This window comes from Staphylococcus sp. GDY8P126P, assembly GCF_017891965.1.
Lineage (GTDB): Bacteria > Bacillota > Bacilli > Staphylococcales > Staphylococcaceae > Staphylococcus > Staphylococcus saprophyticus.
In genome coordinates, this window is the sequence record NZ_JAESKG010000002.1 from 320,382 (window position 1) to 345,483 (window position 25,102).

Genomic DNA, 25,102 nt, shown 5'->3' on the forward strand with positions numbered 1-25,102 from the left:
TATCCATAAGTAAAAAAACCGAGACATAATGTCTCGGCTTTTCACTTATTATATACGGTTGACTAATGCTTGCTTAAAATTGTACTTTCATCATGACATTTTTATAATTAATAGTGCTTCTACTCGTCAAAAACGAAGTCTTCATCTTTTAATGCTTCTACATTTAACGCTAATGTATAACCATCACCTTTAACTGAAAAGAAGTCATGGTTTTTAGTCGTTGTATCTAAAGCATTTTCAATAATTGGATTGAATTCACGTTCTTCAAAGTACGGATCAAATCCTAAATTAGATAATGCTTTGTTACCATTGTATCTCACATAGTTTAATACATCTTCAGCTAAACCAATATCATCATAAAGTGAATGCGTATAAGCTACCTCATTTTTATATAAATCATCTAATAATTTATACATTTCTTGATCTGCTTGCAGCTTTTCACTTTCTGAAAGTTCATTACGTAAAGATTGAGCATCCATACCAGTAAATACACCATGAATAGATTCATCTAATAAGATTTTACGAATGATTTCTCCAGAAGTCGTCATTTTACCTTGCCCAGCAAGATAAAGCGGATAATAGAAACCTGAATAGAATAAAAATGTTTCTAAGAACACACTTGATACTCGTGCGATATATTGATCATAAATTGAAGCTTCTTTACCCCATAATTTATGATAATTATTGATAATTTTATCTGATTTGTATTTTAAATGTGGTTCTTCAATAACCCATTTATCTAATAAATAGTTTGTTTCACTGGAAGGTAGTAACGTTGTAAAGATATGTGAATAACTTTTAGCATGGATTTGTTCCATCATTGCCATAAATGAATAAACGGCTTTTTTTCTTAAATCCGTAGTATGTAACATAATCAATGGCATGCCATCGTCAGCTTGATGTGTATCTAATCCTGTTAAACCAGCTAATGCTTTTTTAAAAGCCTCTTTTTCAGGATCTGTTAATGTTTTCCAGCTTGCAATATCTTTAGATACTTTAAATTCAGTTTCTACCCACATCTGTGAAATATTTTGTCGCCAAAACATATTCGTCATGTCTTCTTGCGTATTCCAATTGACTGCTTTCATTTAGTTATCGTCCCCTATCCAGTAAATATTTAATTAAGCAGTGATATGCAGCCTAATCTAACCATTGGATAAGGCTGCCTCATAACACCGCTGTTCACTTTGCACGTTTACATTTCATTTATTAAATTGAACAACTTGTACACTCTTCTACACTTAATAATTTATTACGTGTATAGTATAAAGATTTTAGACCTTTATGATGCGCATATACATATAATCTTGATAATTCACGCGTAGAAATTTCAGAATTAACATAAAGAATTGTAGAGATACCCTGGTCAATATGCGTTTGAATCGTTGAGATTAAATCAATTAATTTCATTTGATCCGTATTAAATGCTGACTTGTAATACCACATTGTTTCTGGTGATAGGAATGGCATTGGATAGAATGTTTCCGCATTACCATACGTACGACGTTCGATTTGATCAACGATTGGCATTACAGAACTCGTAGCATTTTGGACATATGAAATACTTTGTGTCGGTGCAATCGCTAAGCGATATGCATGGAAAAGACCGTTTGTTTCCACTTGCTCTTGCAGTGCTTTCCAATCTTCTGGTGTCGGAATTTCTAAACCATCAAATAATTTGCGTACTTTTTCATATTTAGGTTCAAATGTTTGTGAAGTGTAAAATTCAAAATACTTACCATTAGCATAGTCTGATTGTTCAAAATCTTTGTATACTTCTTGTCTTTCTTTAGCGATTTCCATAGAGCGTTCTATAGAATAATAATTCAACATCATAAAGAAAATATTGGCAAAGTCTTTAGCTTCTTCTGATTCATAACCAATTTTATTTTTAGCTAGATAACCGTGTAAATTCATTACACCTAAACCTACAGAATGTAACTCTCTATTGGCTTTCCTAACGCCTGGCGCATTTTGAATATCTGCTTCATCACTCACTACTGTCAATGCATCCATACCTGTATGAACTGAATCTTTAAACTTGCCTGATTCCATAACATTAACGATGTTTAAAGAACCAAGGTTACATGAAATGTCACGTTTAATTTCATCTTCTGTACCGTAATCGTTAATGATAGACGTTTCTTGTAATTGGAAAATTTCAGTACATAAATTACTCATTTTAATTTGGCCAATGTCTGAGTTAGCATGTACCTTATTTGCATTATCTTTGAACATTAAATAAGGATAACCAGATTGCAATTGTGTTTGTGCAATCGTATTTAACATTTCACGTGCATCTTTTTTCTTTTTATCAATATTAGGATTTGCAACAAGTTCATCATAGTATTCATCTAAATTAATGTCATCTAACGTTACACCGTATTCTTTATAAATGGTATGCGGTGCAAACATATGGAAATCTTTTCCTTCTTTTGCTAAATCAAAGAATTTAGATGGCACAATTAAACCAGTTGAAATCGTTGATAAACGTAAATCTTCATCGGCGTTCACTTTTTTCGTATCTAAAAACTCTTCCACATCATAATGAAAAATATTTAAATAAACAGCACCTGCACCAGGTCTTTGACCTAATTGATCTGCATAACTAAAGCCGCCTTCAAGAGATTTTGCAACAGGTAGCACACCTTTCGCTACACCTTTAATTCCTTTGATTGCTTCTCCACGCGCACGTAGTTTAGAAAGATTAATGGCTACGCCGCCCCCAATTTTACTTAATTGCTTTGCAGTTGAATCAATAAAATTAATAGAGTTTAAACTATCATCCGCTTCTAGTAAGAAACAAGATACTAATTCTCCACGACGTGCACGGCCAGCATTTAAGAATGTTGGTGTCGCTGGTTGATATCGTTGTTCCACCATTGCTGAAATAAATTGTTTGGCAGTCGCTTTATGGCCATTAGCTAAATAAAGTGCAACAATCGCTACGTGTTGCTTATAATCTTCTAGATATTGACTTTTATCGTTTGTTTTAAGTGCGTAATCTTTAAAGAATTTACTTGCTGACATGTAACTTGCAAATTTAAACGGAATACTTTTAGCATAATCTGTAATTTCTTGTAGATCAGCTTCTGAATATTTTGCAAACAAATCAAAATAAAAGTCATTGTCAACGAGATAGCGCAAACGCTCAATTTCAGTGTCGAAATAAATTGTTTTATCCTGAATTTCTTCTAAATAAACTTCAAGCGCCTCTTGATCTTTTTCTAAATTAAAAAAGCCATTATCTTTACGTTTCGTTACTTCGTTATTTAACTCAATATGATTGTATTTCTTCTCGTCCATAATCTTCATTGAACTGTCCCACCTTATCTTTAAATTCGCTAATATCATTTTGTGTACCTTGAACTTCAAATTTCATTAGTAAAGGAACTTGATATTTTTCCGAGATAAATCGTCCAGCTTTCGCAAAGTTTTGTCCCCAATTGCGGTTTCCACTAGCTGCAACGCCTCTTAGTAAATCATGATTTATATCTAAAAATGACTGAACTGGTTGTGGTACTTCTCCAAAACCTATCGTTCCAGTGACCAAGATGAATGGTTCTTCAATCTTCTCAGTACAATTATTTTGAGTAATTTCCATAGTGTTAGTAATTTCTGCTTTTTTAATAAATCTACGTACATTACCAGAGAATGAAAAATAAACAACCTTCATTGGATCACCTTCTTTCTAATACTAGTATGTTATTAAGTTCACTTTGACGTTATTAAATAGTACTTTCATCGTATTTATATTTTAAATGTATTATAAGTAACCGTAGCGCACATATTGGGTAACCACAATATATAGTGATTTCTTTTAACTATATGTGATTATGTAAAAACTCAATAATTAAGCATTAATGCTTGATTTGTCATGATTAAACGTCCAAAATAGTGTGATTTTACTTAAAATTTGATTTATTATAAATAAATTGACTACGTCCCAAAACACAATATATTGTGTTTTGTCCTGGTCACAAATACTATATTATGTGTTTCATTATACATAACTCAGAAAGTTATTTAAAGGGCTTTGTTTTTGACAAAAGTTTGAATTCGAAACAGAAATGGCACCAATTCAACGTTAACTCGTACTTTTCTATTTATAAAAAATTTTTTTCGGAATTTAAAGCTATTTTAGTTGCTTTTTTCTAAAACCTTGTAACTATTGATATAGCGTCACTCAGCTTATCATCTAATGCTAAATTGCTCACAATTGAAATTATCTAAGCAATAAAATACTTTGAAATATGTCTTGAATTTCATTGAACCAATACAGAACGTTTGTTCGTATTTTTATGTTATATCATTTCCCTTTTACTTTCAAGTATATATACATAATCTATATAATTATGCTAATATGAATACGTTAAAAATTAAAATAATCGAGGCGATACATATGAATCCTAAAGTTAAAGGAATCATTGCTATCCTAGTTTCAGCAATTGGCTTTAGCTTTATGTCTGTTTTCTTCAGATTAGCTGGTGATTTGCCGGTGTTTCAAAAGTCACTCGCTCGAAATTTAGTAGCTATGTTTATCCCTTTATATTTCATTTATAAATATAAGCAACCCCTATTTGGTAAACTTAGCAGTCAGCCACTTTTAATTTCACGTTCGACTTTAGGTCTAATCGGTGTTTTATTAAATATCTATGCGATAGACCATATGATATTAAGTGACGCTGATACGCTAATGAAACTCAATCCTTTTTGGACTATTTTGCTGAGTTTGATATTTCTAAATGAAAAAGTTCGTAACTATCAAATTATAGCGATGGTCATTGCAATATTCGGTATGTTATTCGTGGTTAAACCAGAATTCTCATCCTCTATGATTCCTGCTATTGGCGGTTTATTCTCTGGTATTTTTGCTGCAAGTGCATATACGTGTGTACGTGCATTGAGCACTCGCGAAGCACCCTATACAATTGTATTTTATTTTTCATTCTTTTCTATTGTAGTATTGATTCCATTTACGATCTTCACATTCGAACCCATGAGTATGATGCAGGTTATTTATTTAATTGGAGCTGGGCTCGCAGCAGCTGCTGGTCAAATTGGTATTACACTAGCCTATAGTTACGCTCCAGCTAAAGACATTTCGATATTCACTTATGCATCGATTATATTTACTGCATTCTTCGGTTTTATATTATTCGGAGAATCACCAGATTTCTATGCAATCTTGGGTTATGTCATTATCATAGCTTCAAGCTACTACATGTTTGAAAAAGCAAGACGCCAACCGCTATCAATTCAAAAAGAAGAACAAAAACCAAAAACATAAGGAGTGCTTTACCATGACAGAAGGACGTAATAAAGAAGAATTAGAAGATATTACATTACTCGGTAATCAAAATAACAAATACGATTTTGATTATAGACCTGACGTTTTAGAGTCGTTTGATAATAAGCATCAGGGACGCGATTATTTTGTTAAATTCAATTGCCCTGAGTTCACATCACTCTGCCCTATTACTGGTCAACCAGATTTCGCTACAATTTATATTTCTTATATTCCAAATATCAAAATGGTTGAATCAAAATCTTTAAAACTTTATTTATTTAGTTTTAGAAATCACGGTGATTTCCACGAAGACTGCATGAACATCATAATGAATGATTTAATCGAACTCATGGACCCTCATTATATTGAAGTTTGGGGCAAGTTCACACCACGTGGTGGCATCTCAATTGATCCATATACCAATTATGGCCGTCCAGATTCTAAATATGAAAAAATGGCAGAACATCGTTTAATGAATCATGATCTTTACCCTGAAAAAATCGATAATCGTTAATTTTTCTTCATTATAATAACTACCCACAAGATCTTAAAGTATCTTGCCGGTAGTTTATTTTTATATTATTTCATTTTTTATTAAATTGATTTCAAACTTAATTTTGCACTATTGAGATATACACTTGTCATTTTTATTAAAAAAGTATAAAATAAATCCAACCATTTAGGGGGAGGGAAATTATGAAAAAAATTAATTATACACACGAAGAAATTATGGAAAGTACTCCAAGAACCGGTTTCTTCGGCCATCCAAAAGGACTAAGTACATTATTCTTCACTGAATTTTGGGAGAGGTTCAGTTACTATGGTATGAAAGCGATACTCATATACTATCTTTACTATAGTGTTGCTGAGGGTGGTTTCGGTCTAAGTCAAGCCGTTGCAATGCAAATTGTTGCTATCTACGGTACATTAATCTACATGTCAGGTGTCATCGGTGGTTGGATTGCCGACAGGATTACCGGCACCCAGAATGCCGTCTTTTATGGTGGCTTCTTGATTATGATAGGTCATATCTTACTTTCACTACCAAATAACTTAACATTAGTCATGGTAGCACTCGCAGTCATTATTGCTGGTACGGGGTTATTAAAACCTAATATCTCAACGACCGTTGGTGAATTATATGATCGTAACGATGTCCGTCGTGATGCTGCATTCACATTATTTTACATGGGTATTAACTTAGGTAGTTTGACTGCACCGTTATTAACGGGTTACTTACAAACTAGAATTAGTTTCCATGCTGGATTCTTAGCTGCTGCAATTGGCATGTTCTGTGGTTTAGTCGTTTACGCAATTAAACGTAAGAAAAACTTAGGATTAGCTGGTCGTAATGTTCCTAATCCACTAACTAAGCCTGAACTTAAAAAATTCGGTTTGATATCTGGTGGTATCATTCTATTATTCTTAATTTACTTACTTATCCTGCAATTAAATAATGCTTTAACTTTAGAAAATTTCAGTTTCTTAATTACTATTTTAGGTATCGTATTACCGATTTACATCTTTATTAATATGATTGCGAGTAAAGATGTAACGAAAGATGAACGTTCACGTGTTTACAGTTACATACCTTTATATATCACATCTGTTGCCTTTTGGATGATTCAAGAACAAGGCTCAACGATTTTAGCAACATTCGCAGATAAAAAGACACAATTAGAAATGTCAGTGCTTACAAATGGTTTAATTGACTTTTCGATACCATCAGCTTGGGCACAGTCACTCAACCCAATCTTTATCGTGGTACTTGCACCAATATTTGCAACACTTTGGATGAAATTAGGTAAACACAATCCACCTACCGTTTATAAATTTGCTATCGGTGTAATCGTTGCTGGTTTGTCTTACTTAGTTATGATTATTCCTTTAGCTACAGGCGTTGAATTAATAAATCCATTATGGCTTGTACTCAGTTTCTTATTAATTACAATTGGTGAACTTTGTATATCACCTGTTGGTTTGTCTACAACGACTAAATTAGCACCTGTGACATTTACAGCACGTATGATGAGTTTGTGGATGTTAAGTAATGCTACTGCACAAGGACTTAACGCACAACTTGTTGTTGTCTATACAAAAATAAATCAAAGTGACTATTTTATGTATTCAGGTTTATTTGCAGTCGTTATAGGTATACTTCTATTAATCATTTCACCTAAAGTAAAACGTGCCATGAAAGGCGTTTACTAATCGTTCATATTACTATTTAATATCAACTTATGATTTTAAATGAATTAATATTGCTCATCCAAGCTTATAAAGCTGGATGAGCAGTTTTTTTATTTCCTAATAGTTTTTTATTATAAGGACATTGAGTACAAACATACCCCTCTTCACATTCATTACTGATGCAAAGCAAGCTATATATTATTCATTTTATAATTACATCTAATTATCATCATTTAAATGAGGAAATTAAATGGCATAAAATTGATTGCATAAAATAACAGAACATTCTCAATATTCTTATTTTTAGAATATTATTGCAATTTAATTTAATAAAGCGTAAAATCTTTTTTATATATTTTTATTGGGAGTAAGAAAGGACGGGAATGTTTTATGCAAGACAAATACATAGCGCAAGACTCAGCAGTAGAATCAATTCCTCAAAAAGGATTTTTTGGACATCCTAAAGGACTAGGGGTGCTATTCTTTGTAGAATTTTGGGAAAGATTTAGCTACTATGGTATGCGCGCTTTACTTATCTTTTATATGTATTTCGCTATAAAAGATGGCGGACTAGGTATGGATAAAGGTACCGCACAGTCAGTTATGGCTGTTTACGGTGCACTAATATATATGACATCGGTACTTGGTGGTTGGGTTTCGGATAGAATTACGGGTACACGTGCTGCTACTTTCTATGGTGGTGTACTCATTATTATCGGGCATATTTTCTTAAGTTTACCATTAGATATTGTCGGATTATTTATCTCAATGTTCTTCATTATCGTTGGATCTGGTTTAATGAAACCAAGTATTTCTAATATCGTTGGTCGATTATACCCAGAAAATGATACACGTATTGATGCAGGCTTTGTTATTTTCTATATGTCTGTCAATCTAGGTGGACTTATTTCACCATTGATTCTAAATCAATTCGTAAATACTGGTAATTTCCATGCTGGTTTCTTAATTGCAGCCGTAGGTATGGCGCTTGGTTTAGCTTGGTACATGATATTTAACAAGAAAAATATCGGTAATGTAGGTACAAAACCAACGAATCCATTAAACCAAAGCGAAAAGAAAAAATATGCATTGATATTTATCGTGGCTATTTTAATTATTGCTGCAGTGCTTGTTATTACAGGATTAACTGGTACATTATCATTTAATATCGTTAGTACAACTGTATTGATACTTGGTGTCGCATTACCAATTATCTACTTCACCATTATGATACGCAGTAAAGACGTTACCGATGATGAGCGCTCACGTGTCATTTCATTTATACCATTGTTCCTTTTAGGTGTCGTATTCTGGTCTATTCAAGAACAAGGTGCTAACGTGCTTAACCTATTTGCGTTTGAAAGTAGTGATATGAAATTAAACCTCTTTGGTTGGAAAACAGACTTCGGTCCAGCACTATTCCAATCCATTAACCCATTATTCATCGTGCTATTAGCACCTGTTATCTCACTGATATGGGCGAAAATGGCACGACGCCAACCAAGCTTAGCAACTAAATTTGTACTCGGTGCGTCACTAGCTGGTGCTTCTTACATTATGATTGGTTTAATTGGTCACACATCTGGTAATAATTTAAGTGTTAACTGGGTTATTCTTTCCTACATTATTTGTGTTATTGGTGAATTATGTTTATCTCCTACAGGTAACAGTGCAGCAGTTAAATTAGCACCAAAAGCATTTAACACACAAATGATGAGTTTATGGTTATTAACGAATGCATGTGCGCAAGCAATTAACGGTACCTTAGTTAAATTGATTGAACCTCTTGGCCATAAAAATTACTTCCTACTTTTAGGTGGTATTGCAATCGTAGTCAGCCTTGTTATTCTTGCTTTCATACCAAAAATTGTAAAAGGCATGCGCGGTATTAAATAGTTTCTACAATTTCAAAAAACTATTTATTCTGATGATTTTCATTTTAAAAACATCTGGGTCATACGTACCCATGCTCAAAAAGAGGACTTCCATAAATGGATGAGTCCTCTTTTTTTAAAGTTTTACGATTTTGAATGTCCTTATTGGTCTATGGTTTATGGCTCGAGCTTGAAATCTCTCACGCATACAATGATCCTAGGTATCAACCATTGATACAACATAGATTAAAGTAAGAAAGCCCCTTTTCACCTCTATGTGACACTTATATAGAGATATTTTTTATTGAATGGCTGATTTGCGGCCCCATATATGGAAATTTTTATCACCATACTCAAATACAATTCGCAGATAAACTTGATTAATACATGAATCCCTACATACATATATACGACATTAAACATATTTTTAACTAAAAACGGGTATACTGATATAGATATAAATCTAAAATCAAAGAAATATGGTGAGCACCTTGACTAAAAAACAATTTAAACATGGCGTATTATTTTACCATGAACATACCGGGATTAAAGACATCTATAGAGGTCTAGGAGATGTCGCAACATCCTTAACTACATTTTGTAAACATTTATCAATACAACTCAGTGAAAATGAAGGAGATATTATTACCTTCTGCCAAAAAATTAAAGATAAACGTTACAGTGATGATGTTGATATTATCTTTATTTTAGGCGGCGATGGTACGGTCAATGAGTTAGTTAATGGCATTATGAAGAGTGAATTAGATCTTCCTATTGGTATCATTCCAGGAGGCACATTTAATGATTTTGTAAAAACTTTAAATCTTAATCCACGTCATAAAATGGCCAGCCAACAACTGATGAATGCGGAATTAAGACCTTACGATGTCATGAAGATCAATGATGAATATGCACTCAACTTTGTTGGACTTGGATTAATTGTTCAAAATGCTGAAAATGTACAAAATGGTAATAAAGATATCTTTGGTAAGTTAAGTTATGTAGGTTCTACAGTTAAAACGTTACTTAATCCAGAGCATTTTGATTATAAAATTTCAGTTGATGATCAAAGCGTAGACGGTAATACTTCAATGCTCGTCGTAGCCAATGGACCTTTTATAGGTGGAAGTCGTATTCCATTAACCGATTTATCACCTAATGATGGTTATTTAAATACGTTCATCTTCAAAGAACAAAGTTCAAGTGTTTTAAATGATGTATTTAAACAACGTGATAGCATGAATTGGAACAAAATGACAGAAGGCATTAAACATTTACCGGCAAAAAAAATAACGATTGAAACAGATCCACAAATGAAGGTGGATATTGATGGAGAAATTAATCTAAAAACACCTTTAGAAATTGAAGTTATCCCAAATGCTATTCAAATCTTGACATTGCCTGAAGCACAAGCAACGAACCAACCAGAAAGTGAATAAATGATATAGTGATATGAGATGAATTCACTTACATTCATCTCTAACTTATAAATAATGGATCAATTTCATAGCAATAAATAAAACGGTAATTTCTATTGAATTAAAATAGAAATTACCGTTTTTTATTTTTCTAAATGATTTATGTCTCTACCCAATTTTATGACAATGTTTAGATATGATATGCACTATCACCTAGGAAATATTGTTCTACCTCTTTCCAGTTATTAACACGTGTAAATCTATCATCATTAATATTATGTGTAGCCGTATATATAATTGGTGTACCCTTGAAAATACTTAGTTGTCTTGGGTTATCATCAATTAAATAATCTGCATGTACAATATCTTTTCTACCACAAAATACAAAATGCTGTGGATCTAAGAATGGGAAGTACTCTCTTAACCACGCGTATTTATCATGAAATGACGTTGGAACGTCCATTGCTGCAGTTGCGATAAACACATCATAGTGTTCTGTTAATTTTTTAACAACATCTTGCGCATCTGACATCACTTTTAATTTCTTAAAAAAACCAGGCTCCCTTAAAATTTCAGTTAACAAACCATCATGCTCTGGCATGGCATGTCTCAACTTAATGCCATCTAACATATCAATCGTAATCCCTAAGTCTGTACGTTGATTGACATCTTCAATCAATGCACCTACAGTATCTGCAAGCACTTCGTCCATATCAATCGCAATCTTCTTTTTTGTCATGTCTCACTCTACTCCCTTTTCAATTCATAATCTAAAATAAATAGCACACGATACATCGTCATACAGGCTAAATCTAATAGTTAATATTTATTTAAGTATAGCAAAAACGTTCAACGAAACCAAAATTGCAATAAAATTACACATTTAGTAACGTAGAACGTTTCGTTCATACACCTTTTATAAAGTAAACTGCGCTAATACTTCACGCATTTTTGCATTTTGTTCTGGGAAACCGATCGTAATTCTTACGCCATTCGGAAATTCTCTTGTTATGCATCCCACATTGAGTAATGCTTCATATAATTCATGTGGTTTGTCCGTCTTAACAAAGACAAAATTAGTTTGGCTTGGGTAAAAGTGATCACTTTGTGATAATTCAAAGAATTTTTCTCTTTCCTCTGCATTACGTTCACGGATAGAAGCTAAGTATTCTTGATCTTCCAACGCAGCTAATGCAGCATATTCAGATAAACGTCCTACGTTAAATGGTGGACGTATGATATTATACTTTTCAATGGCTTCTTTTGCTGCAATTACATAACCAATACGCATGCCTGCTAAGCCATATGCTTTTGAAAATGTACGCAATAAAAATGCGTTTTCAAATTCTTGTTGTAAAGCTAAAGTATCTGGAAAATCTTTGGCTGTAGCGAATTCTACGTATGCTTCATCTACAATCACTGGAATATGACTTGGTACACGTTCCAAGAAATTGCGAAGCGCATCATGTGTAAAATATCTACCAGTCGGATTATTTGGATTACATAACCATACCAGTTTAGTATCATTATCTATTTCTGATAAGATGCCATCCAAATCAAATTCACCGTTTTGTAATGGAACTTGCACCACATTTGCAGATTCTACAATTGCGTTATGATAATATTGGCCAAACGTCATCTCGCTCGTCACAATTTTATCACCAGGCGTCAATACTGCTCTCGAAATCATTAAAATGACTTCATCTAAACCTGCACCAAATAAAATGCGTGCTGGGTCTATATTTAAATGTTTGCTAATTGCCTCTTTGATTAATGGAGAACCTGTTTCTGGATAATATTGCAATTCATCTAAATGTGCTTGAATTGCTTCTTTAACTTTTGGTGACGGACCATATAAATTCTCATTCGATGCTAATTTATGTAATTCGCCTTTAATACCATAATTTTCTTTTAATGCTCTAGGTGATAACCCAGGTTCATATGCTGATAATTGGTCTATTTGTTTCTTCATTGTTGTATCGGTCCTCCTTGAATTTACAGAAATTTCAAAACTTAATAACCATTATAAACCCAATGTTTAACGAAAATCAATGCATCCTTATCATCAAATTAAGTTTAAAATATGAGGCCAGTACATCATTAGATGTCTCAGCCTCATATTTTTGTATACTAATGTTTTATTAAATTGTGTTTTTCTAAATAATCTTTTGCCACTTGATATGGATCTTTATTCTTAACGGTTACATCATAATTCATCTGTTGCATATCTTCATCTGAAATTTTACCTTCTAATTTATTCAGTGGTTTTTTAATTTCTGGATGTTCTTTTAAGTATGATTCCTTAAACATAGGTGCCCCTTGATAAGGTGGGAAGACATGTTTATCATCTTCTAATACAACCATATCATATTCTTTAAGTTCAGCATCTGTTGAATAAGCATCAATCAAATTAATGTCTCCATTTTCAATTGCTTGATAACGTAATTTAGGCTCCATTGTTTTCACGTCACCTAAATCAAGGTCATATGCTTTTTTAACGGCAGGATAACCATCGCCACGATCATTAAATTCTAAAGTAAAGCCAGGTTTAATCTGATCACTTACTTTATTTAAATCACCAATCGTCTTAATATGATGTGCTTCTGCAAAGTCTCTTTTAACTGCTAAAGCATACGTATTGTTGTATTTCATTGGTTTCAGCATTGTCATATCAAATTTATCTTCCAGACTAGATTTTGCTTGTTGATAGACTTGCGCTTCTTTTTTAGATTTTAAATCCTCTTTTGTTAGTTCACCTAGTACCGTACCTGTAAACTCTAAATAGCCATCAATGTCATCCGATTTTAATGCATTAAATAAGAATGATGTTTTTCCCATACCGTCTTTAACTTCTACAGTATCCTCGGTATCTTGTTCAATTAAAATCTTATACATATTCGTAATCACAGATGGCTCAGAACCTAATTTACCTGCTAGAGTCACTTTGTCACCCTTTTGACCTAGCATAGGCGCAATAATCACTAATAATAAAATAATTACAATGACGCCAAGCGAAATAAGTAATTTTTTATATGACATGTTTTGCATATATCTTAAAACTAAATCAAATAGTATAGCTAATAATGCTGCTGGAATGGCACCAATTAGTATTAATGAAGTATCATTTCGGTCGATACCTAACAAGATAAGATCACCTAAACCACCAGCACCTATTAATGCTGCAAGTGTAGCAGTCCCAATAATTAAAACCATCGCTGTTCTAATACCAGCCATAATAACAGGCATAGCAATAGGTAATTCGACTTTCGAAAGACGTCGTCCAGGTTTCATACCTATCCCTTTTGCCGCTTCCACTAGTGATGGATCCACTTCGTTTATACCTGTATATGTATTTCTTAAAATAGGTAATAATGCATATACAACTAACGCAATCACCGCTGGTACTTTACCAATACCGAACAACGGGATCATAAGACCTAATAAAGCAAGAGAAGGTATTGTTTGTAACACTGCAGCAATATTCATAATAACTTCAGACAATTTACGTGTCTTTGTTAAGGCAATACCTAATGGTACACCTATTAAAGCCGCAATCAACAGAGCAATAAATGAAATTTGAATATGTTCAAATATCGTGGTTAATAATTCTCCCCTACGTTGAATGAGTGTATCTATGAAGGTATTCATTCATGATGACCTCCTTTACGTTCCGATAATATTTCAAAAATGTCCTGACGACTTAACACGTGTTGCGTAGCATTTGTAATATCTTGAACGATAATTGTTTCATGACTTGCTAACGCTGAATAGATATCTTTCACGTATTTGTCACTATCGATAACAGGATAACCTGCTTTCACATCTTGCTCATGGATAGGAAGTCCATCAATGATTTCTGATAATTTTAAATCATTAACCGTACGTTGTAATTGATTTCCCATAAATTGTTTCACAAAGTCATTTTTAGGATGATTGATGAATCCTTCTGGCGTATCAATTTGTTCTACATGACCTTTATTTAACAAACAAATTCTATCTCCCAATTTCATTGCTTCTTGAATATCATGTGTCACAAAAATAATCGTTTTCTTGATTTGTTGTTGAAGTTCTAATAAATCATCTTGTAATTTCTCTCGACTAATGGGATCTAACGCACTAAATGGCTCATCCATTAAGATAACTGGTGGATCGGCTGCTAATGCTCGAACAACGCCTACACGTTGTTGTTGACCACCAGATAGCTCATCAGGTTTTCTATTTTTATATGTTTCTGGTTCTAAACCAACCATATCCATGAGTTCTTCAACACGCTGATTCGTTGTTTGTTCATTCCATTTTTTCATCTGTGGTACTTGCGCAATGTTTTCTTTAATTGTCATATGTGGAAATAAAGCAATTTGTTGCAACACATACCCAATATCCCATCTCATTTCATAAACAGGATAGTCACTTATCGGCTTATCATTAAAATAGATGTAACCTTCTGAAAGTGAGATTAATCTATTAATCATCTTTAAAGTTGTCGTCTTACCGCAACCAGATGGCCCAATCAATACAAAAAATTCCCCTTTTTGTATATTGAAACTAATATCATCTACGGCTGTTTTATCCCCATAACGTTTTACTACATTTTTAAATTCTATCACTTTATCACCTTCACTTTAATATACTCAAATTACAATTATTATAGTTTATTCCCTATTTATATATAATTTATGTATTATTCATCAAAAACTCAAAACAACATTAAACATACATCTTATAAAACTTTTTATAAAAATAGCGAAGTTAATTTTTAACAAAAACTAAATCTATGGCATACATGGTTGCATAGAAATATTAATTATTGTCAAATTAACTTCGCAGTTATGTTGTTCATGATAAGTACACATTTTCATTTATATTATTATTAAGTATATAGATATATTTTTGAAAATTAAAATGTTTTGCTCATTTAACTTTTAGCTTTGTATGTTTGGATTTTTTCTAAAAACATCGGACAGTAATGCTTTAATTTATAACTTCCTACACCATCAATCAAAATCATCTCTTGTTTAGATTCTGGTTTTCTTTTTGCAAATTCTTCTAATGTGAAATCTGAGAATATGCTGACTGGTGGAATACTTAACGACTCACTTAATTGCTTGCGTACGTTAATTAATTCATCAAACAATGCACGGTCTACACCTTCGACCGTATTGATATTTACTTTCTCTTTTGACTTACGTTTAAATGGTGTTGTATATACATCTACTTGGTTATTCAATAATTCTTTGACTGAATTATCACAAGTTAAAATTTCATCGTGTTCATTTAAAAATCCTTTAAATCTAAGTTCATCAATAAGGTGACTGAGATCAGATGTTGTATAATTTTTCATAATGCCATGTGTTGATAGCTGATGATAATCACAATAGCGAATATAATCTGACTCTTCACCTCTCAACACTTGAATAATCACACTATAACTTTCTTGTTGTTTCATACGTGCAATACAACTGACAATCATCTTAGCTTCATCCGTCATATTGTACGTTTTATTTTCAACGACACAATTACTACATTGGCCACATTCTTCTAATTTTTCATTTGGCTCAAAATAATGAACAAGCGTCGCTTCCAGACATTTCTTAGTTTTAGTATAAAGTATCATTTTATTAAGCTTTTCACCCATTTTATCTTTGTAATCATCGTCTGCTTTTGATGATGAAATAAAATATTGGTGCAAGCCAATATCACGTTCACTAAATAGCAATATACAATCACTATTTAAACCATCACGTCCTGCACGTCCTGCTTCTTGATAATAAGATTCTAAATCACCTGGCATATTGTAATGGATCACAAAACGAACATTAGATTTGTCAATTCCCATACCAAATGCGTTGGTAGCTACTACAACACGGACACGGTCATAAACAAAATCGTTCTGTGCTGCCTCACGTTCTTTATTAGAAAGCCCAGCGTGGTATATGGTACTATCTACGCCGTTGTTTTCTAAAGCGTCATGTAATTCTTCTACTTGTTTACGCGTTGAACAATAAATAATACCCGCTGCATTTTTATGTTCTTTGACGTACTCCATCACAAATTTCTGACGTTGATAAGTCTGATTTACTTTAAAAACTAAATTACGTCGTTTTGTACTTGTTTTAACCTCATCATGCTTACCAATATTCAAACGTTCCATGATGTCTTTTTGAACTTCTATCGTGGCTGTCGCTGTAAGTGCTACAATCGTAAAATCTTGTGGTAATGCAAACACTTTATGAATAACATCTTGATAACTCGGTCTAAAATCATGACCCCATTTTGAAATACAATGTGCTTCGTCAAATGCAACTAAATGAATAGATAGTTGTTGTAATAATCTTATAAAATAAACATTATCAAAACGTTCCGGTGCAACATATAAAAATTGAATCTCACCTTTTCGAAGTTGGGTCTCAATTTCTTTTTGTTGCTTTTGCGTCAAACTACTATTTAAGTAAGCTGCATGTATACCCATGGCCTTTAATTGATCAACTTGGTCTTTCATCAAAGAAATTAATGGGCTGATGACAATCGTTGTTCCACCCAACATTAATCCTGGTACTTGATAACAAATTGATTTTCCCCCACCAGTTGGTAACACACCTAGCACATTTTGATGGTTCATGACTCTAGTTATGATTTCTTTTTGACCAGGACGATAAGTGTCATAGCCAAAATAATGTGATAATGTTGACTCCATGTTATAAAATCCCTCATTGTTCTTTTAGTTCTTCAAGTTCGCTCCATCTTGAGATATCTGTTTCATACTGTTCATTTAATTGCTTTTGTTCTTCATTCAACGCTTTTATCTTAGCGTAATCTGAACTTGCTGCAACCATTTCTTCATCAATCTCTTCTAATCTCTGTTCAGTTGTATCAATACGTTCAATGATAGTTTCATATTCTTTTTGCTCTTTATATGATAAACCTTTTTTCTTTTTCTTCTCATTATTTGTTTTATTTTTTGATTGTTGTTTAGCCTGTTGTTCTATCTTTTGATCTTGCTCTTTTTTATATGCTTCGTAATCCTCAAACGTACCGATGATGCGTTCCATTTCTCCGTCATGAATATACCAATATTCCTGAGCGACTTTATTTAAAAAGTATCGATCATGGCTGACAGTGATGACGGCACCACCAAATGTCTCAACATAATCTTCAAGAATTGTAAGTGTCTCTGTATCTAAATCATTTGTTGGTTCATCTAGTAGTAGCACATTCGGTTGATGGACTAATAATTTTAAAAGATATAACCTTTTTTGCTCGCCACCTGATAATTTATAGATTTTTTTACCATGTGTTGCACTTGGAAATAGAAATCTTTCAAGCAATTGCGTTATAGATACGGAAGTGCCATCTTTTTCTTTAGCAACTTCACTTTCTTCTCTTAAATAGTCAATCATCCTGATGTCGCGATCGAGACGCTCTTCTGTTTGTTTAAAATATGCGACCTTAACGGTTTGACCAATTTTAAGATTACCTTCATAACTTTGATCTTCACCACTCAATATATTCAGTAATGTTGTCTTACCTGCGCCATTTGGCCCCACAATACCTATTTGTTGGCCACTTTGAATGATTTGTGTGATGTCTTCAAATAGCGTTTTATCATTTATCCGTTTGGTTAAATGCTCTAATTCAAACACTTGTTTTCCAAGTCTTGAATATGCCAAATTCAACGATGCTTTATCTTGATGTTGTTGCCCTTTCACATCTTGTTCCAAATCATTAAATCTGTTCTTTCTAGCTTGTTGTTTAGTAGAACGGGCTTTAACACCAGCACGCATCCATGCGAGTTCTTTTTTATATAAGGATTGTTGCTTAGCCTGTTGTTTTTGTTCTATGACTTCATTTTCAGCACGTTTAGCAATATAAGCTTCATAATTACCTGTATATGTCGTGAGTTTACCCCGATCAAGTTCTATGATGCGTGACGATACTTCATTTAAAAAGTAACGATCATGCGTTACAAACAATACTGTATGTGGATATTGTTTTACATAATTGATTAACCAATTGATAGATTCAAAATCTAAATGGTTGGTAGGTTCATCTAAGAGTAGTAAATCAGGTTGTTCTATTAATGTTTTAGCTAAGCCAACCCTTTTTTGTTGACCACCAGAAAGTGCACTCACTTCTTTCGTCGTGTCATAAATACCTAATTTTGACAGAATCGTTTTAATTTCTGCACTATAATCCCACGCCTGATAATTATCCATCTCTTCTTGTGCATGCATCATTTTTTTGAAATCATCATCGCTTTGTGTTGCAGTATATTGATTTAAAGCTGATTCATATGCACGAATCACTTGTAGTGTTTTCGTTTCTGAAGTTAATACAGCTTCAAATACAGTCATATTACGATCAAATTCTTGCTTTTGCGAAGAATATCTAATGCGATAGGCGTTAGGATGCGAGACTTCAGCATTAAAGTCTTCATCTAATCCAGCTATCACTTGGAGTAGTGTACTTTTTCCTGTACCGTTTATACCTACAAGTCCTATTTTTTCACCTTCAGAAATAGACAATTGCAAATCATCAAAAATGATTTTATCGGCATATGATTTATGTAAATGTTCAATTTTGTATGCTTCCATTGTCCAACATCCTTTTAAATATCGAAAATTATAATTATTTCTGTTAAACTTAATTTCAGTTCTATATATTATACACCTTTTTGAACTCAAATGATACAAAGGAGCGAAGCTTATGTCGGAAAATTTCCAAAACTTACCTCCTTATATCCAAGCATTAATAGCAGGTATTATCACTTGGCTACTAACTGCATTAGGAGCAGCAGCGGTCTTTATTTTTAAAAGAGTAAACGACAAAATATTAAATTCTATGCAGGGGTTTGCTGCAGGTATAATGATTGCAGCAAGTTTTTGGTCTCTTTTACAACCAGCTATTGACTATGGCGAAGGTTCATCAGTAGCATGGTTACCCGCTGCTATCGGTTTTCTATTGGGCGGTCTTTTCATTCGTGGATTAGATTTAGTCATCCCACATATACACCCTAACACCCAAGACACAAACCAATACCACGAAGGTGTAAGTACTAAAAAACTCAATAAAAACACGTTACTTGTTTTAGCTATTACACTCCATAACATTCCTGAAGGCCTATCAATCGGTGTCGCATTTGGCGGTATTGTATCTGGTAATGGACAAGCGACATTTTTAGGTGCACTTGGACTCGCAATTGGTATTGGTATCCAGAATATTCCTGAAGGCGCTGCCCTATCTATGCCGATACGAGCTGCAGGAGCCTCAAGATGGAAAGCTTTTAATTATGGACAAGCATCCGCAATCGTTGAACCTATATTTGCAACGATTGGTGCAGCAGCCGTATTAATTATTACACCCATGCTACCATATGCGTTAGCATTTGCTGCAGGTGCAATGATATTCGTTGTGGTTGAAGAACTAATCCCTGATTCCCAAGCCAGTAATAACACTGATCTTGCAACGTTAAGTTTAATGGTTGGTTTCACAATTATGATGATACTTGATGTAGCTCTAGGATAAGAGATAAGGCATACGATCATACCCTATTCAAACTTTATAGGATTTCCAGTAAAAAACGTCAATTTCTATTTTTTATACATAGAAATTGACGTTTTTTCTTTTATAAAATTTTTAGCACATTGTGACGCATTCCCCATACGCAATCAATGCGCGTACTTATCGATTACGTTATAAAAATAAGCGCCCGAGACTTTGGTGTCTCGAGCGCTTTAATAAAATTATTTTTTCTCTTGTCCTTTTGGACCTGTTTTATATTCATACTCTGATGGTTTAATCTTATCGAAATCTGGGTTGTCATAGAATCTCAATAAGTCTCCGTTAAGCACGTCATCACTCATCTGTAAATCTTTTTCAGATTGTTGTTTACGTTTTTCGAAGTCTTTAGGTTTTTCAGTCATAGGTTCATTATTCTTATTATCATAAATTCTGCCATTAACATATTTATAGTCTTTGGTTACAAAGTCACCATTTCTAAATGGTACTGTGTCATTGTGATCTTTAGATAATAAATCTGTACCCATCATGAGATAATTTTTCGTGTCGATACCCATTAAGTGTAAGATTGTAGGCATTACGTCTGCTTGACCTGCATAAGTCTTATCAACGGTACCTTCTTTACCAGGAATCTTCAACCAGAAACCAGTTCGGTTTAAATCGTTGAATTTAGCTGGCGTAATATCTTCGCCTAATAATTTTTCCATCGCTTTGTTATGATTTTCAGAGATACCATAGTGGTCACCGTAAATCATAATAACTGAGTCGTCATATAGACCTTTTTTCTTCAATTCATTTACAAATTCTTCTAATGATTCATCTAAATATCTTGCTGTTTGTATATAACCATCTACCGTTGAGTCACCAGTGTTTGGTTTTTCAATCGATGCGTCTTCAGGAGACACTGTAAATGGATAATGGTTTGTTAACGTAATTAAATGATTGTAGAACGGTTGTTTTTCTTTAGCTAAATAGTCAGCAGATTCTTTAAAGAACTCTTTATCTTTAAGACCTAAGTTTTCAATATTATCTTCAGACATATCATAATATGTCGCATCATAGAATTTATCTATACCAAAGTGTTTGTATACTTGATCACGGTTCCAGAATGTTTTGTAGTCACCATGCATAACACTAGATGTATAACCTTGTTGTTGATCTAATATAGCAGGTAACGATTGGTAAGTATTATCACCTTTTAGAGAATACGCTGACCCTTGAGGTAAGCCGAATAAACTGTTATCCATTGTAAACTCTGAATCCGATGTTTTACCTTGACCAGTTTGATGATAGAAGTTTGGATAGTATCTATAGCCTTCATTACCTGTTGAAAGTTTGTTTAAGAAAGGCGTTACTTCTTCACCGTTCACTTTTTTATTAATTAGGAACGTTTGGAAACTTTCTAAGTGAATTTTAATAATATTTTTCTTCTTAGCTGCACCAAAATATTCTTTATTAGGCTCAGTTTGCTTTTGTTTTGTATAATTCAATACTTTTGTTAAATCATCTTCGTTTGCCAATGCTTTTTGTTGATTATTTTGTATTGTTTTAACACCATCATAAACAGTGAAGTTATATGGTCCTAAGTACTTAACTAAATATTTATGGTCAAATGTACGCGTTAATAATTCTGGACGATCTGATTCAGCAAACGCTAAGTTCAAGAAGAATAATGCGATTGAAGCAGCCATCACGACTGGAACAAATTTCTTACTGAACACGCGCTTATCAAGCCATTTTTGTTTAAAGATTAAAACGAATAAGTAAATGATTGTATCAATAAAGTATACAAAATCATACCATTTGAATGATGCCGTCACTGCACCACCCATAGATTCAACATTCCCAGCTTGATTCAATGTACTAAATGTTAAGAAATCAGAAAAGAATCTGAAGTATACAACATTTGCATATAGTAAGAACGTTAATATAAAGCCACCAATAAAGATGAACCAAAATGCTTTCTTACCTTTGAAAAATAAGAAAATACTTAGTACTAATGCGATTAAACTGTATGGATTCATTAATAAGATTAAGTTTTGAACTAATCCTTTAACACCTAAAGAAAAATCAACATAGTATGAAAAATACGTTTTTAAAGTGACAGTTAATACTGTTAAAATAAAAAACGCAAAAAGAGTCAATTTCTTTTTGTGCAATTTCATGTTTTTATCCCCCGATATAGATTAATAATGGCTAGAATACAATCCAAACCTCGTATAGAATGGCTAAGTTACTTTTTCAATAAACTTGTTAGCGATGTTGATATCTCTAACTCAGTCTGCGTCCTTATTTGCTTTGTTGATGATACTTCTGGCTAATATTTATTAAAATCTTCAAATCAGATTATAATTTATTAATAGTAAAGTCAGTGTATTACTTCATTTTTTAAATTTAATTTTTTAAATATCCATTAAGTTGGCATATTTAAACTATATTGATTTAATTAACGTCGTGTTTTACGAGTCATTTACAAACTTCAATCATTTGTAATGCATTCGTAACAAAACGCACACAGTTCAATTAATAAATATAAAGCAAATCCAGTTGAATATCAAGTAAAAACACACTTTTTTATGTATTTAAGGACTAAATAAATACTTTGTTAACGGCTTATTAAAACGATGTTAACTGGTTATTAATTATTAATATGCCATTTAATTATACACTGCATATTATGTATATTAATCAGGCTTGAGTCGTATGTCATCATAATTTAATCTTCACTCCAGTGATAGATACTGATATAAATAAAAAAACTGCAATCCAACAAGATACACTTGTGGATTACAGCTCACTAAAGTTTAATTGTTCAATTTCAGTTCAACACTGTTATTTGAGCATTTCTAATTGCATACGATACTCAATACCATGAAATAGTTGATTCAACCAATTTGTGTATTTAATTAAATTTTTCTCCGCGCTTTCTACATCGATAAATTGGAACTTCAATTTAGTACCTTGATGCTTTTGTCCTAATTTAGTTAAATGATAGCTTGCAATTGTACCAATTTGGGGGTAACTACCCAATGTATAATGATCGTTCAGTAAAATAATGGGTGTGCCATCTCTTTTAACTTGTATCGTGCCAATTTGTACTGATTGATGCGCAGGCATATCTTCATAGAAAGCTTTTACTGGTTTACCTTCTACATACATGCCGACCCTGTTCGCTTTACTCGTCACTTTATATTCACCAGATGTAAATCGACTTAATGCTTTTTGTTCAAAGTCTTCTGTGCCTTTATTTTTAATAACATGGAACACATCAGACATATAATTAAAGGACAATGCGTAGCCATCAATTCCCCAGTCAGTTTGATGTGTTTCTTCTAAATTCTCAAAAAGTTTATGATGACGCTCGGTATAATCACGTTTCATATTGATTTCGTCACCTTTTTTTAAACTTCGTCCATGGAAACCACCGATATTCGATTTAAAATCTGTTGATGTTGAACCTAACCATTCATCTAACTCGAAACCGCCACCTATTGCCAAATACACCCGAGATGTATGCTTCGTTTCAGTAAATGCTAGGACGTCACCTTTTTCCATTAAATATAATTTGTTTGGCAAGACTTTCATATGTGCTGTCTCAGCTTTAAAGCTGCCACCACTCATAGCAATTAATGTAGGCTCCGTAAAACGAAAGCTTGCCATTCTATTTGTCATTTCCAATGTAGCTTCATGTTTATCATTGGCTACTAATCTATTTGCTATTTCATGGGAAAGCGGATCTAAGGCACCACCTGGAATCACACCGTCATGTTCATAGCCTTTTCGTCCAAAATCTTGAAAACTAGAAAATAACCCTTCGCCTTCTATTATGATTGACATGGTTCAAAGCCTCCTAAATCCAGCGATTCCTCTGTCGTTGCTTGAAATACAACATTATCACCAAGCTTAAGTTTGGTGAAATCTTTTAATTCTGGATTAAATAATTTTACAGGTGTATAACCAATCACTAACCAGTCACCATAAGTATCTGTCGTCGTAATCCCCGTCTTTTTGCCTTCGATAATAACTGATCCTGCAGGTATGAAGGTTTTATTACCTCCAGTATGATTGACGAATAAACGTTTAGACATGCCAGTCAAATAAGGGAACCCTGGTGTATAGCCCATCATAGAAACAAAATATGTTGGTTGCGTATGTAATTTTACAAATTTTTCAAAGTCCAATTTATAATGTGCTAATAAAGCGTCTAAATCCGGACCATATTCTCCTCCATAAATAACTGGTATTTCTATTGAAGGTGCGGGCGCGTCTTCATGTTTAATCTCTAATTGTATAGTTTGCATCAATGCTTTCATATATAAGAATGGAGACTGTATATGGTGGTGCTTGATCATGTCACGTGCATCATAACAAATCATCATATCTGATTCCGTCGGCACAATTTCAGTAATAAATGGATATTGTTTATCTGCTAAATACTTTTTCAAAGCTAATAACTCTTCAGTTAAATCTTTAGAGACCTCTTTTTCTATAGAAACCACAATAGCTTGGTCCCCTTGACTATATATTTTCATAGGCTCACCTCGTAATTTGTTACTATCGATAAAACACATCTAATGCTTGTGCCAGATAATGTACGATTGCTTTCATCAAAAAAAAGACAATAATAAACTGAATGATACATGATGTCGTAATGACCAACTTAGTTAAGTAAATGCTTTGTCGTTGTGTTAATAAATGTACTACCCATTTGGTAATGACAGAAATTATAATAATTACTAGTATCCAAGCTAGTATCATCATTTTGCTTCACTCACATTCTACTGTTATTTTGCCCTTATTTTATTTACTCAATT

19 protein-coding genes are annotated in these 25,102 nt (G+C 33.1%); 6 read left to right on the forward strand and 13 right to left on the reverse strand.

Translation table 11 applies throughout. The features are described from left to right. Positions 1 to 119: 119 nt before the first annotated feature. From nrdF to nrdI, 3 genes are all read right to left on the reverse strand, one after another. A complete protein-coding gene (gene nrdF / locus KA893_RS04100; protein ID WP_002483928.1) occupies positions 120 to 1,088 on the reverse strand; it encodes a class 1b ribonucleoside-diphosphate reductase subunit beta in 969 nt (322 codons plus the stop codon). Positions 1,089 to 1,209: 121 nt separating this feature from the next. Beyond that, a complete protein-coding gene (gene nrdE / locus KA893_RS04105; protein ID WP_037538966.1) occupies positions 1,210 to 3,315 on the reverse strand; it encodes a class 1b ribonucleoside-diphosphate reductase subunit alpha in 2,106 nt (701 codons plus the stop codon). After that, entirely contained in the window at positions 3,278 to 3,676 is a 399-nt protein-coding gene (gene nrdI / locus KA893_RS04110) for a class Ib ribonucleoside-diphosphate reductase assembly flavoprotein NrdI (protein WP_041079714.1), read from the reverse strand. Before nrdI ends, nrdE begins: the two co-directional genes overlap by 38 nt. Positions 3,677 to 4,402: 726 nt before the next feature. On the opposite strand from nrdI, the gene KA893_RS04115 reads away from it, so the two are divergent. The 5 genes from KA893_RS04115 to KA893_RS04135 all read left to right on the forward strand — a co-directional run bounded on the left by KA893_RS04115 (position 4,403) and on the right by KA893_RS04135 (position 10,793). Next, on the forward strand, positions 4,403 to 5,290 hold the full coding sequence (locus tag KA893_RS04115) for a DMT family transporter (RefSeq protein WP_011303649.1): 888 nt from the start codon (positions 4,403 to 4,405) through the stop codon (positions 5,288 to 5,290). Between the two features lie 13 nt (positions 5,291 to 5,303). Continuing rightward, positions 5,304 to 5,804, forward strand: a complete 501-nt coding sequence (gene queF, locus KA893_RS04120; RefSeq protein WP_002483932.1) for a preQ(1) synthase — start codon at positions 5,304 to 5,306, stop codon at positions 5,802 to 5,804. A 182-nt stretch (positions 5,805 to 5,986) separates the two neighbouring features. Next, entirely contained in the window at positions 5,987 to 7,501 is a 1,515-nt protein-coding gene (locus tag KA893_RS04125; RefSeq protein ID WP_011303650.1) for a peptide MFS transporter, read from the forward strand. 369 nt (positions 7,502 to 7,870) lie between these two features. Beyond that, a complete protein-coding gene (locus KA893_RS04130) occupies positions 7,871 to 9,376 on the forward strand; it encodes a peptide MFS transporter (RefSeq protein WP_002483934.1) in 1,506 nt (501 codons plus the stop codon). 457 nt (positions 9,377 to 9,833) lie between these two features. Next, positions 9,834 to 10,793, forward strand: a complete 960-nt coding sequence (locus KA893_RS04135; protein WP_041079715.1) for a diacylglycerol/lipid kinase family protein — start codon at positions 9,834 to 9,836, stop codon at positions 10,791 to 10,793. A 169-nt stretch (positions 10,794 to 10,962) separates the two neighbouring features. On the opposite strand, the gene KA893_RS04140 is transcribed toward KA893_RS04135, so the two are convergent. The 6 genes from KA893_RS04140 to KA893_RS04165 all read right to left on the reverse strand — a co-directional run bounded on the left by KA893_RS04140 (position 10,963) and on the right by KA893_RS04165 (position 19,363). Continuing rightward, a complete protein-coding gene (locus KA893_RS04140; RefSeq protein ID WP_002483937.1) occupies positions 10,963 to 11,511 on the reverse strand; it encodes a 5' nucleotidase, NT5C type in 549 nt (182 codons plus the stop codon). Between the two features lie 177 nt (positions 11,512 to 11,688). Further along, positions 11,689 to 12,744 (reverse strand): histidinol-phosphate transaminase, encoded by a 1,056-nt coding sequence (hisC, locus tag KA893_RS04145; RefSeq protein WP_041079716.1) that lies wholly within the window; start codon positions 12,742 to 12,744, stop codon positions 11,689 to 11,691. Positions 12,745 to 12,902: 158 nt separating this feature from the next. After that, positions 12,903 to 14,420 (reverse strand): ABC transporter permease/substrate-binding protein, encoded by a 1,518-nt coding sequence (locus KA893_RS04150; protein ID WP_041079717.1) that lies wholly within the window; start codon positions 14,418 to 14,420, stop codon positions 12,903 to 12,905. Continuing rightward, positions 14,417 to 15,379, reverse strand: coding sequence for an ABC transporter ATP-binding protein (locus tag KA893_RS04155; protein WP_002483940.1), 963 nt, complete (start codon positions 15,377 to 15,379; stop codon positions 14,417 to 14,419). Before KA893_RS04155 ends, KA893_RS04150 begins: the two co-directional genes overlap by 4 nt. Positions 15,380 to 15,687: 308 nt before the next feature. Continuing rightward, complete coding sequence (recQ, locus tag KA893_RS04160) at positions 15,688 to 17,466, reverse strand: DNA helicase RecQ (RefSeq protein ID WP_194375961.1); 1,779 nt, start codon at positions 17,464 to 17,466, stop codon at positions 15,688 to 15,690. Between the two features lie 13 nt (positions 17,467 to 17,479). Continuing rightward, positions 17,480 to 19,363 carry an ABC-F family ATP-binding cassette domain-containing protein gene (locus KA893_RS04165; protein WP_115343895.1) on the reverse strand — a complete coding sequence of 628 codons (1,884 nt, stop codon included), beginning with the start codon at positions 19,361 to 19,363 and terminating at the stop codon, positions 17,480 to 17,482. 112 nt (positions 19,364 to 19,475) lie between these two features. On the opposite strand from KA893_RS04165, the gene KA893_RS04170 reads away from it, so the two are divergent. Then, on the forward strand, positions 19,476 to 20,294 hold the full coding sequence (locus tag KA893_RS04170) for a ZIP family metal transporter (RefSeq protein ID WP_041079719.1): 819 nt from the start codon (positions 19,476 to 19,478) through the stop codon (positions 20,292 to 20,294). Positions 20,295 to 20,512: 218 nt separating this feature from the next. Here KA893_RS04170 and ltaS read toward each other — a convergent pair whose 3' ends face one another. From ltaS to KA893_RS04190, 4 genes are all read right to left on the reverse strand, one after another. Further along, positions 20,513 to 22,453: a polyglycerol-phosphate lipoteichoic acid synthase LtaS gene (ltaS, locus tag KA893_RS04175; protein WP_037538973.1), complete on the reverse strand. Its 1,941-nt coding sequence runs from the start codon at positions 22,451 to 22,453 to the stop codon at positions 20,513 to 20,515. A 667-nt stretch (positions 22,454 to 23,120) separates the two neighbouring features. After that, positions 23,121 to 24,125 carry a 5-oxoprolinase subunit C family protein gene (locus KA893_RS04180; protein WP_002483945.1) on the reverse strand — a complete coding sequence of 335 codons (1,005 nt, stop codon included), beginning with the start codon at positions 24,123 to 24,125 and terminating at the stop codon, positions 23,121 to 23,123. After that, positions 24,113 to 24,820, reverse strand: a complete 708-nt coding sequence (pxpB, locus tag KA893_RS04185; protein ID WP_002483946.1) for a 5-oxoprolinase subunit PxpB — start codon at positions 24,818 to 24,820, stop codon at positions 24,113 to 24,115. Before pxpB ends, KA893_RS04180 begins: the two co-directional genes overlap by 13 nt. Before the next feature lie 22 nt (positions 24,821 to 24,842). Further along, the gene (locus tag KA893_RS04190; RefSeq protein ID WP_011303661.1) at positions 24,843 to 25,049 is read right to left on the reverse strand and encodes a hypothetical protein; all 207 of its coding nucleotides are present in this window, start codon (positions 25,047 to 25,049) and stop codon (positions 24,843 to 24,845) included. Between the last annotated feature and the right edge of the window lie 53 nt (positions 25,050 to 25,102).

What these genes read in the sequence shown, in the direction of transcription:
- recQ (WP_194375961.1), bottom strand. Translation starts at nt 17,466, where the DNA reads ATGGAGTCAACATTATCACATTATTTTGGCTATGACACTTATCGTCCT.
- ltaS (WP_037538973.1), bottom strand. Translation starts at nt 22,453, where the DNA reads ATGAAATTGCACAAAAAGAAATTGACTCTTTTTGCGTTTTTTATTTTA.
- KA893_RS04190 (WP_011303661.1), bottom strand. Translation starts at nt 25,049, where the DNA reads ATGATGATACTAGCTTGGATACTAGTAATTATTATAATTTCTGTCATT.
- KA893_RS04125 (WP_011303650.1), top strand. Translation starts at nt 5,987, where the DNA reads ATGAAAAAAATTAATTATACACACGAAGAAATTATGGAAAGTACTCCA.
- KA893_RS04140 (WP_002483937.1), bottom strand. Translation starts at nt 11,511, where the DNA reads ATGACAAAAAAGAAGATTGCGATTGATATGGACGAAGTGCTTGCAGAT.
- queF (WP_002483932.1), top strand. Translation starts at nt 5,304, where the DNA reads ATGACAGAAGGACGTAATAAAGAAGAATTAGAAGATATTACATTACTC.
- KA893_RS04170 (WP_041079719.1), top strand. Translation starts at nt 19,476, where the DNA reads ATGTCGGAAAATTTCCAAAACTTACCTCCTTATATCCAAGCATTAATA.
- hisC (WP_041079716.1), bottom strand. Translation starts at nt 12,744, where the DNA reads ATGAAGAAACAAATAGACCAATTATCAGCATATGAACCTGGGTTATCA.
- nrdE (WP_037538966.1), bottom strand. Translation starts at nt 3,315, where the DNA reads ATGAAGATTATGGACGAGAAGAAATACAATCATATTGAGTTAAATAAC.
- KA893_RS04180 (WP_002483945.1), bottom strand. Translation starts at nt 24,125, where the DNA reads ATGTCAATCATAATAGAAGGCGAAGGGTTATTTTCTAGTTTTCAAGAT.
- pxpB (WP_002483946.1), bottom strand. Translation starts at nt 24,820, where the DNA reads ATGAAAATATATAGTCAAGGGGACCAAGCTATTGTGGTTTCTATAGAA.
- nrdI (WP_041079714.1), bottom strand. Translation starts at nt 3,676, where the DNA reads ATGAAGGTTGTTTATTTTTCATTCTCTGGTAATGTACGTAGATTTATT.
- KA893_RS04150 (WP_041079717.1), bottom strand. Translation starts at nt 14,420, where the DNA reads ATGAATACCTTCATAGATACACTCATTCAACGTAGGGGAGAATTATTA.
- KA893_RS04115 (WP_011303649.1), top strand. Translation starts at nt 4,403, where the DNA reads ATGAATCCTAAAGTTAAAGGAATCATTGCTATCCTAGTTTCAGCAATT.
- KA893_RS04135 (WP_041079715.1), top strand. Translation starts at nt 9,834, where the DNA reads ATGGTGAGCACCTTGACTAAAAAACAATTTAAACATGGCGTATTATTT.
- KA893_RS04165 (WP_115343895.1), bottom strand. Translation starts at nt 19,363, where the DNA reads ATGGAAGCATACAAAATTGAACATTTACATAAATCATATGCCGATAAA.
- KA893_RS04130 (WP_002483934.1), top strand. Translation starts at nt 7,871, where the DNA reads ATGCAAGACAAATACATAGCGCAAGACTCAGCAGTAGAATCAATTCCT.
- nrdF (WP_002483928.1), bottom strand. Translation starts at nt 1,088, where the DNA reads ATGAAAGCAGTCAATTGGAATACGCAAGAAGACATGACGAATATGTTT.